Source organism: Bradyrhizobium genomosp. I (2014) (genome assembly GCF_000261685.1).
Classification (GTDB): Bacteria; Pseudomonadota; Alphaproteobacteria; order Rhizobiales; family Xanthobacteraceae; genus Bradyrhizobium.
The window spans coordinates 1-7,437 of the sequence record NZ_AJQE01000325.1 but is presented as its reverse complement, the minus strand read 5'-3'; the positions used below and the strand labels follow the sequence as shown (position 1 = coordinate 7,437).

Annotated in this window: 8 protein-coding genes; 2 read left to right on the top strand and 6 right to left on the bottom strand. The window is 63.8% G+C overall.

Going from position 1 to position 7,437, the window contains the following annotated elements:
* The coding region (locus IC50_RS29460; RefSeq protein ID WP_035713045.1) for a PEP/pyruvate-binding domain-containing protein at nt 1-1,265 on the bottom strand (1,265 nt) is incomplete at its 3' end.
* 119 nt (nt 1,266-1,384) lie between these two features.
* On the opposite strand from IC50_RS29460, the gene IC50_RS29455 reads away from it, so the two are divergent.
* Nucleotides 1,385-2,518 carry an SbmA/BacA-like family transporter gene (locus IC50_RS29455; protein WP_440588151.1) on the top strand — a complete coding sequence of 378 codons (1,134 nt, stop codon included), beginning with the start codon at nt 1,385-1,387 and terminating at the stop codon, nt 2,516-2,518.
* On the opposite strand, the gene IC50_RS29450 is transcribed toward IC50_RS29455, so the two are convergent.
* From IC50_RS29450 to IC50_RS29440, 3 genes are all read right to left on the bottom strand, one after another.
* Entirely contained in the window at nt 2,505-3,446 is a 942-nt protein-coding gene (locus tag IC50_RS29450) for a 1-phosphofructokinase family hexose kinase (protein WP_035713040.1), read from the bottom strand. The two genes, IC50_RS29455 and IC50_RS29450, sit on opposite strands and share 14 nt — an antisense overlap.
* 4 nt (nt 3,447-3,450) lie before the next feature.
* On the bottom strand, nt 3,451-4,887 hold the full coding sequence (locus IC50_RS29445) for a GH1 family beta-glucosidase (protein ID WP_050991145.1): 1,437 nt from the start codon (nt 4,885-4,887) through the stop codon (nt 3,451-3,453).
* A 224-nt stretch (nt 4,888-5,111) separates the two neighbouring features.
* Nucleotides 5,112-5,813, bottom strand: coding sequence for a c-type cytochrome (locus tag IC50_RS29440; RefSeq protein ID WP_244429675.1), 702 nt, complete (start codon nt 5,811-5,813; stop codon nt 5,112-5,114).
* Nucleotides 5,814-5,950: 137 nt separating this feature from the next.
* Here IC50_RS29440 and IC50_RS29435 point away from each other — a divergent pair, with 137 nt between their 5' ends.
* Complete coding sequence (locus tag IC50_RS29435) at nt 5,951-6,709, top strand: CBS domain-containing protein (protein WP_035713036.1); 759 nt, start codon at nt 5,951-5,953, stop codon at nt 6,707-6,709.
* 142 nt (nt 6,710-6,851) lie between these two features.
* Here the strand turns inward: IC50_RS29435 and IC50_RS41550 are convergent, their stop codons facing one another.
* Nucleotides 6,852-7,016 carry a hypothetical protein gene (locus IC50_RS41550; protein WP_157461106.1) on the bottom strand — a complete coding sequence of 55 codons (165 nt, stop codon included), beginning with the start codon at nt 7,014-7,016 and terminating at the stop codon, nt 6,852-6,854.
* Nucleotides 7,017-7,044: 28 nt separating this feature from the next.
* Nucleotides 7,045-7,245 (bottom strand): hypothetical protein, encoded by a 201-nt coding sequence (locus IC50_RS29430; RefSeq protein WP_035713034.1) that lies wholly within the window; start codon nt 7,243-7,245, stop codon nt 7,045-7,047.
* Nucleotides 7,246-7,437: the final 192 nt, after the last annotated feature.

Sequence of the window (7,437 nt, the reverse complement as noted above, 5' to 3'; positions counted from 1 at the left end):
GCCCGCCCGCCATGATCGGTCACGATTGCGGCGGCGAGCTTCATGACGGGCTCCCAGTCCGGGCGCGTCGCCGTCGCGACAAGCACCTCGCCCGCGCGGAATTTCCGGAGATCGCGGTCGTTCCTGATCAATCGGATGCGTCCTGCCGCAATCTTTTCCCCGACGGCGCGGCCTTCGGCCAGCGCCGTCCCGGGCGCTTTCAGGACATAGCTCTCGAGCGCCTCCGGCTTCCGGCGGGAGGCGACCGTCTCGGGCCGGGCCTGGATGATGTAGAGCGAACCGTCCCTGCCGTCCTTGGCCCATTCGACGTCCATCGGGGTGGGCCTGCCCGACTTTTGCGAGTAATGCCTCTCGACGAGCAGCGCGCATTCGGCAAGCGTCAAGACTTCGCTGTCATTGATGCAGAATTGCTGACGCGCGTTCGCCGGTGTTGCCACGTTCCGGGTTGTATTGTGACCGCGGCCGTAGACCATCCGCTTTGCCTTGGATCCCAGGCGGCGCGACAGAACCGCCCGGAAGCCGGCGTTGAAGGTCGGCTTGTGAACGTAGAATTCGTCGGGGTCGACGACGCCCTGCACGATGTTTTCGCCGAGCCCGTAGACGCCGGTCACGAACACGACATCGCGAAATCCGGTCTCGGTATCGAGCGTGAAGGTGACGCCGCTTGCCGCGAGGTCCGAGCGGACCATCTTCATGACCGCAACGGACAGCGCGACCTTGAAGTGATCGAATCCATTGTCGATCCGGTAGGAAATCGCACGATCCGTGAACAGCGAAGCAAAGCAGCGGCGGCAGGCCTCCATCAGCCCCTCCGCGCCCCGGATGTTGAGAAAACTGTCATGCTGACCGGCAAAACTTGCGGTCGGAAGATCCTCGGCCGTGGCCGAGCTGCGGACCGCAACCGCGACGTTGCGTCCGTATTCCTGCTCCAGCTGCCGATACGCCTGTGTGACCTGCCGTCGCAGATCCTCCCGGTCGGTCGCCGCGTAAACGATCGCGCGCGCCGCGGCGGCGCGGCGGGCAAGATCGGCAATCCGCCGCTTGTCGATGCCGGCGAGAAGGGGGCGGAGCCTGTCCCACGCGCCGGCGTCGGTCAGGGCATCGCGATAGGCGGCCGCGGTCAGCGCAAAGCCGTTCGGAACCTTGACGCCCTCCGGCGTCAGTGCCGAATACAGTTCGCCCAGGGATGCGGTCTTGCCTCCGACCAGCGGCACGTCGGCAAGACCTATGTCCCTGAACCAGCGAATGTAGCTCGGTGCGTCCATCGCGCATTCTCCCGCGCTGCAAAATGGGCCTCAACGCCGACGATTTTCCAGCATCTCCGCACCGTCGGTTTGCGAAAGATCAAGTGCGCAGCACATACCCGCTTTAGCTGTGAACATTGATGATGACCGAACCAGACCAGAACGGCTCTTCGCGAGAGAGATCGCGATTCTGGCAGAGCGCCTCCGGCTTCTGGCGGGGAGCACCGGCTTGGCGCGTATGGGTACTATGCGTGGTACTGGTGATCGTCGTCGTCCTCCAGCTCTATGTGCAATTTCGCTTCAACTACTGGAATCGCGACTTCTTCGATGCGCTTGAGAGCCGCGATCCTGCGCGGCTGAAAGGGCAGGCGTTCCTGCTCGTCCCATTGTGCGTCGGGAGCATCGCACTTGCCGTCACGTCGGTCTGGGGCCGCATGACCGTGCAAAGACGATGGCGGGAATGGCTGACCGGCAAAGTGATCGACTATTGGGTCGAGAATGACCGTTATGCCCGCCTCGCGTTCGTGCAGAGCGAGCGGCAGATTCCCGAATACCGGATCGCCGAGGACGTCAGGATCGCAACGGACGCGCCGATCGACCTCGCGCTCGGGCTGGTTTCCGCGCTGCTCAGCGCGGTCATCTTCATTCAGGTCCTCTGGACGGTCGGTGGCGACATTGCGCTGCCAGTGGGAAGTCATTCCGTCCGGATTCCGGGCTACCTCGTCGTCGGTGTGGCGCTCTACTCCAGCATCGTGACCAGTGCGATGATGACGGTCGGGGCGCCGCTGACCCGCCTGGTTCAGATCAAGAACCAGGCGGAGGCGGAGTTGATCACGGCGGCACACCAGCTCCGCGACATCGGGGAGGGCATCGCGCCAAAGGGACAACAGCCGGAAGTCTGCCGTGACCTTCGCAAGACTCTCAGAACCACCATAGACCAGTGGCGTCGCCTGTGCTGGCAATTGATGCGGACGACGATCGTGTCGCATGGCAACTCGCTTCTGGCGCCGATCATCGGGCTGGTGCTGTGCGCGCCGAAGTTTCTCTCCGGAGCTATGACGCTGGGCGAGCTCACACAAGCCGCGGCGGCTTTCACGCTGGTGCAGGCCTCGTTCAACTGGGTCGTCGACAATTATGGGCGCATTGCCGATTGGATGTCGTCGCTGGAACGGGTTGGCGGTCTCCTGCTGTCGCTCGACCGCCTCAACCGGGACACGCCGCCGGGGCAGGTGGAGGCCCCGACGCTTCCGACCGGATCGGTCAAATTGCCGTAGAGAGAATGACCTGTTCGGCGAGACGTCTGACGTCGTCGGGCCGGCAGAGTTCTGTGCCGGGATTGAGCAGGGCCGCGGCGCCGGCGGCGACCGCCTGTCGAAAGCAGCGTTCGAGGCTGGCTCCAGATGCCAGCCCGTGGACCAGCGCACCGAGGAAACTGTCACCTGCGCCGACGGCGCCGACGGGCGCAATCGCGAGTGGTTCGGCGCGCCACACGCGGTCGCTCGTCACCAGCGCGGCGCCGAGATGTCCCATCGTCAGGGCGACCATCGCTGCCTTGCCGCTGCGCACCAGCGTTCTGGCAGCAGCTTCCCATTCGGCGGGATCAGACGACTCGCGGCCGACCAGCTCGCGCATCTCCCGCAGGTTCGGCTTGACCAGTTCGACCCCTTCCGTCACCGCAGCAACAAGGGCCTGACCGGAGGTATCGAGGATCATCCTGGCGCCGCGCTGCTTGGTGATCCTTGCGACCCTTGCGTAGAAGTCGTCGGGCACTCCGGCCGGCAGGCTGCCGCTGGCAACCACGAAGCCGGGAAACGGCTCCAGCGCCGACAGCAGGGCAAGGCACCTCTGCCATTCGTCCTCGGCAAGAGGCGGCCCTGGCAAGATGAAGCGATAGGGCTGGCCCGTGCCGATCTCGCGGACGAAGAAGTCTTGCCGGGTCTCGCCCGCGATCGGAAAGGTCAGGCTTTCGACGCCCTCCTTGTCCAGCAATTGACGCAGCAGGTCTCCCGTGAGGCCGCCCACCGGATAGAGCGCGGTGGCATTGCCGCCGAGGCGCTTGACCACGCGCGCAACGTTGATGCCGCCCCCGCCGGGGTCACGGCGCTGCCCGATGCCGCGCAGCTTGGCGACGGGAACGATCCTGTCCACCGATGTCGACACGTCGACCGCCGGATTGGGCGTGATCGTGAGGATCTCGGTCATCGGCTCAGCCGGAGACCGTGGGGACGGCCATCGCGCCGGGCGTTTCCGTCACGTTGTCGGGCCCCGCACGGTCTGCGGCAGTCTGCGGTCTTCGCGCCGTCCGAATGAGATCGGAATACCAATGCGCCGACGCTTTCGGGGTTCGCCTCTGCGAGGCGAAATCGACGTGGACGAGACCGAAGCGTTGCGAATAACCCGATGCCCACTCGAAATTGTCGAGCAGCGACCAGACGAAATAGCCCCTGACGTCGGCTCCGGCCCGGATCGCCTCCTGCATTGCCCTTGTATAGGCGTCGAGATAGGCAATCCGTGCGGTGTCCTGAACACGACCGCTACCGTCCGGCTTGTCGTCCGCGGCGGTTCCGTTCTCCAGCACGTAGATCGGCAGGCGGAAGCGGCGGTGGATGTCCAGCAGCGTATCGTGGAACGCCTCCGGAATGATGGGCCAGCCGATGGAAGTTCGTCGCACCTCGGCCGGCGGTGCGCCGAAGCCGGCGCCGATCGTGTTTGTGTCAGCTTTGATGTAGTGCGGCGAATAGTGGTTGAGCCCGAACCAGTCGACCGGCCTCGCGATCTGCGCCATGTCACCGGGCTTGACATAAGGCTCGATGGCCTCGGCAAGCTCCCGGGGATAGTGGGCAAAGTGCTGCGGATACGGGAATGCGTCGTTCCAGTACGGCGCAAAGCGCTGCGTCGCCGCAACATCCTCCTCCCGCGTGGTGGCGGGATAACAGGGCTGGCGGTTGTGAATGGCGCCGAGCGATGCATTCGTCACCGATTGGCGGAGCACGTCGATGGCACGGCCGTGACTGAGGTTGACGTGGTGAATGGCTCGGTGCAGAGCGCCCTTGTCGGCAATGCCGGGCGCGTTCCAGCCGAGACCGTATCCGAACAGCGTGAATACGCACGGCTCGTTGAAGGTGGCGAACCGCTGGACCCGGTCGCCAAAGCGTCGGGCCGCCAGCGCGGCATAATCGGCGAACCATCCCGCGATGTCCCGGTTCTGCCAGCCGCCGAGATCCTGCAGCGCCTGCGGCAGATCCCAGTGGTAGAGACAGATCCAGGGTTCTATGCCGGCAGCCAGAAGTGCATCGACGAGCCTGTCGTAGAAATCGAGGCCCGCCTCGTTCGCAGCCCCGCGACCGCGAGGCAGGATGCGCGGCCACGAGATCGAGAAGCGGTAGGCGCCGACGCCGATATCGCGCATCAGCGCGATATCTTCACGGTAGCGGTGATAATGATCGCAGGCGGTATCGCCGGTATCGCCGTTCTTGATGCGGCCCTGCTGCCGGCAGTAGCTGTCCCATATGCTGTTGCCGCGCCCATCCACATGGGAAGCACCCTCGATCTGGAAGCTCGAGGTCGAGACGCCCCACAGAAATGGCTTTGCCGCTGGCCCGCGCGTTTGAGGTGAGGGAGCGGCTCCGTCTGTCGTCGTCATGTGCCTGCCTTGCGATGGCGCAGCTTCGGATTTCGTTCGGTCCACAATGCTGCTCTTTGCCGATCACTGTTTGACGGAGATCAACTGCCAGGCAAGCGACGGGAAGGCGGAGCGGGGCGGGCTCTAGAGCGCGATGAGATTTGGATGAATCGTCATCGCGCTTTAGGTTGTTTTTTAGGCATGATCTTTTCGGAAAACCGCTGCGCACTTTTCCGGATCATGCTTTAGCGCGGCGGGCCGGCTCTCAACGTTTCGAGGTACGCCACGATCTCGTCGATCTGATACTCGGCGAGCCGCGGGTTCGGCATGGCCTGGCCGGGTCCGAGCCTGCGGTGGCCCGATGCCAGGAATTGCCTGATGTCATCGGCGGAGAACGAGGGGCGATTGATGATCTCCAGGAAGCTCGGCGCCGGGGGGCGGGACGCCGGCGATTCCCTGGCGGCATCCTCCACGACATGGCATGTTCCGCAGGAGGCGTGGGCCAGCGCCCGGCCTTCGGTGGCCTGATCCACGAACAACTGGTTGGTGACAGGCGGGCGAACCGGCACCTGGATCGTGATCGAGGCGTAGCCGCTGGCCCGATGGCAGCTGTTGCATTCGTTGGTCAGGGCCGAATAGGCCTTGGTGAACGCAGGCACGTTTTTCTGCTGGATCGCCTCTCGTACGGCTTGCAGCTGATGCTTGGCAGGACCGATCCGCAATGGGTCGGGCAAGAGCCTGCCCGCGGCTTCGAGATTGGCCTCGATCCGTTGGATTTCGTAGTTCGCGAGGCTCCAGTTGCTGAGCTTCCCCGCAAACCAGAGCTTGGCATGCTGGAGCTGAAGCCGGGTCATGAGATCGGAGAGCGCGGCGGAGGCGTCGACCGACGTCGTTTCCGCCGGCGCTCCGGCGCTCAGCGCAGCGACCGCCGCAAGGATCGTAGCCATGAACAATGCCTGCAGGCGCATGCCCGATATCCGGATTTGATGGAAGCATGGCACTCGACCGCGGCCGGGCGGTTGATCTCGATCAAGACCCGATCAGGGGCGGCGGCTACCTGTGAGCTCTCTCTGGAGTTGAAGACATGCGCGCGCACCAGATCATGTCCCGGCGGGTGATTGCCATTCGGCCGGAGGCCTCGATCGCCGATGCCATCAGGGCCATGCTCGGTCACCACATCAGCGGACTGCCGGTCACGGATACGGCGGGGAAGCTGGTCGGCATCATTTGCGAGAGCGACTTTCTCAGGCGGGCCGAGCTCGAAACGGAGCACACGCGCAACCGGCTGCTGACCGTCCTGCTCGGAGCAGACCAAGTGGCCCGCGAATTCGTCAAGGAGCATGGGCGCAGGGTCGAGCAGGTGATGACGCGTGATCCGGCGACGACCAGCGAGGATGCTCCCCTCGAGGAGATCGCCGACCTCATGGAGCGTCGAAACCTGAATCATGTTCCGGTGATGCGCGATGACCGCGTTGTCGGCATCATCACCCGGTCCGACTTCCTGTCCGCGGTCGCCGGCCCGCTGACCGGCGCACCCGGCTATTCGGAAGACGACAATCAAATCCGCCGTTCGGTCCTGGCGGCGATGACTGGAAAGCCCTGGCAGCCCGTCGGCTTGAACGTGAGCGTCAGGGACGGCGTGGTCACGCTGCGCGGCGTCGTCAAGGGCGACAACGCCCGCCGGGCGGCTATCGTGGCTTGTGAGAACGCTTCAGGCGTTCGCGGCGTCGACGACCGCCTGTGCCTTCAATCGACCGGTCCCGATCCGGAGGACGATTACGGCGGCGGTGACTTCGTCTCGCTGCAGGCAGAACCATCCACGCTCGATGACGAACCATTGTAACGATCGTCCATGACGCGGCACGAGGGGCCGCGCGGATCGACCTAAAGCGCGATGCGATTAGGAAGAATCTTCATCGCGCTTTAGGTTGTTGTTTAAGCATGATCTTTTCGGAAAACCGCTGCGCACTTTTCCGGCTCATGCTCTAGTCTTCCGCCGCCGGACGCGTGAGATCGGGATTCGCAGTCCGGCCGGATGTCGAACGGAGCGGTTGCTTGGCAGGTCTGACGGTCGACGAAAAATAGAGCGCGAGCTCGAGAATGCCGTACATCGCAAATAGCATCAGCGCCTTGATTGCTTCGTTGGTCATCTGAATATCCTCCAACAGCCGATCTCGACTAGCGTTGGGCCATTTCGGTCAGTGCGTGCATTGGACGTGCCTGGTAAACGGCCAGAGTCTTCGCTTTCTGCAAGCTCAATTCCGGCTGGGCCAGATGCACGGTCAGCGTTGTCGCCATGATGGCCATGCCGGCGAGCAATCCGGCGATGACGACCTTCAGATGTGTTGCCCTGTCCGCAGTGTAAATCGAGTGGTTCATATGCAGGCCCCTTGCTGGTGCGTGCTGACAAACCCTTACTAGCGGATAAGTCGTCCGGCCGAAATTTGGGAGCTTCACCTAAGGTGATGTCCGTAGCCGCACGGAACAGAGAGTAGCATTTGCATTCCTGGAGTATCGGCCCACCGCCTTTGCCTTTGCTGTGCCGGCCAACGCCATCGGGCGGCTTCGCGC

Coding starts and splice junctions, on each gene's coding strand:
- IC50_RS29450 (WP_035713040.1), bottom strand. CDS start 3,446: ATGACCGAGATCCTCACGATCACGCCCAATCCGGCGGTCGACGTGTCG.
- IC50_RS29440 (WP_244429675.1), bottom strand. CDS start 5,813: ATGGCTACGATCCTTGCGGCGGTCGCTGCGCTGAGCGCCGGAGCGCCG.
- IC50_RS29445 (WP_050991145.1), bottom strand. CDS start 4,887: ATGACGACGACAGACGGAGCCGCTCCCTCACCTCAAACGCGCGGGCCA.
- IC50_RS29430 (WP_035713034.1), bottom strand. CDS start 7,245: ATGAACCACTCGATTTACACTGCGGACAGGGCAACACATCTGAAGGTC.
- IC50_RS41550 (WP_157461106.1), bottom strand. CDS start 7,016: ATGACCAACGAAGCAATCAAGGCGCTGATGCTATTTGCGATGTACGGC.
- IC50_RS29455 (WP_440588151.1), top strand. CDS start 1,385: ATGATGACCGAACCAGACCAGAACGGCTCTTCGCGAGAGAGATCGCGA.
- IC50_RS29435 (WP_035713036.1), top strand. CDS start 5,951: ATGCGCGCGCACCAGATCATGTCCCGGCGGGTGATTGCCATTCGGCCG.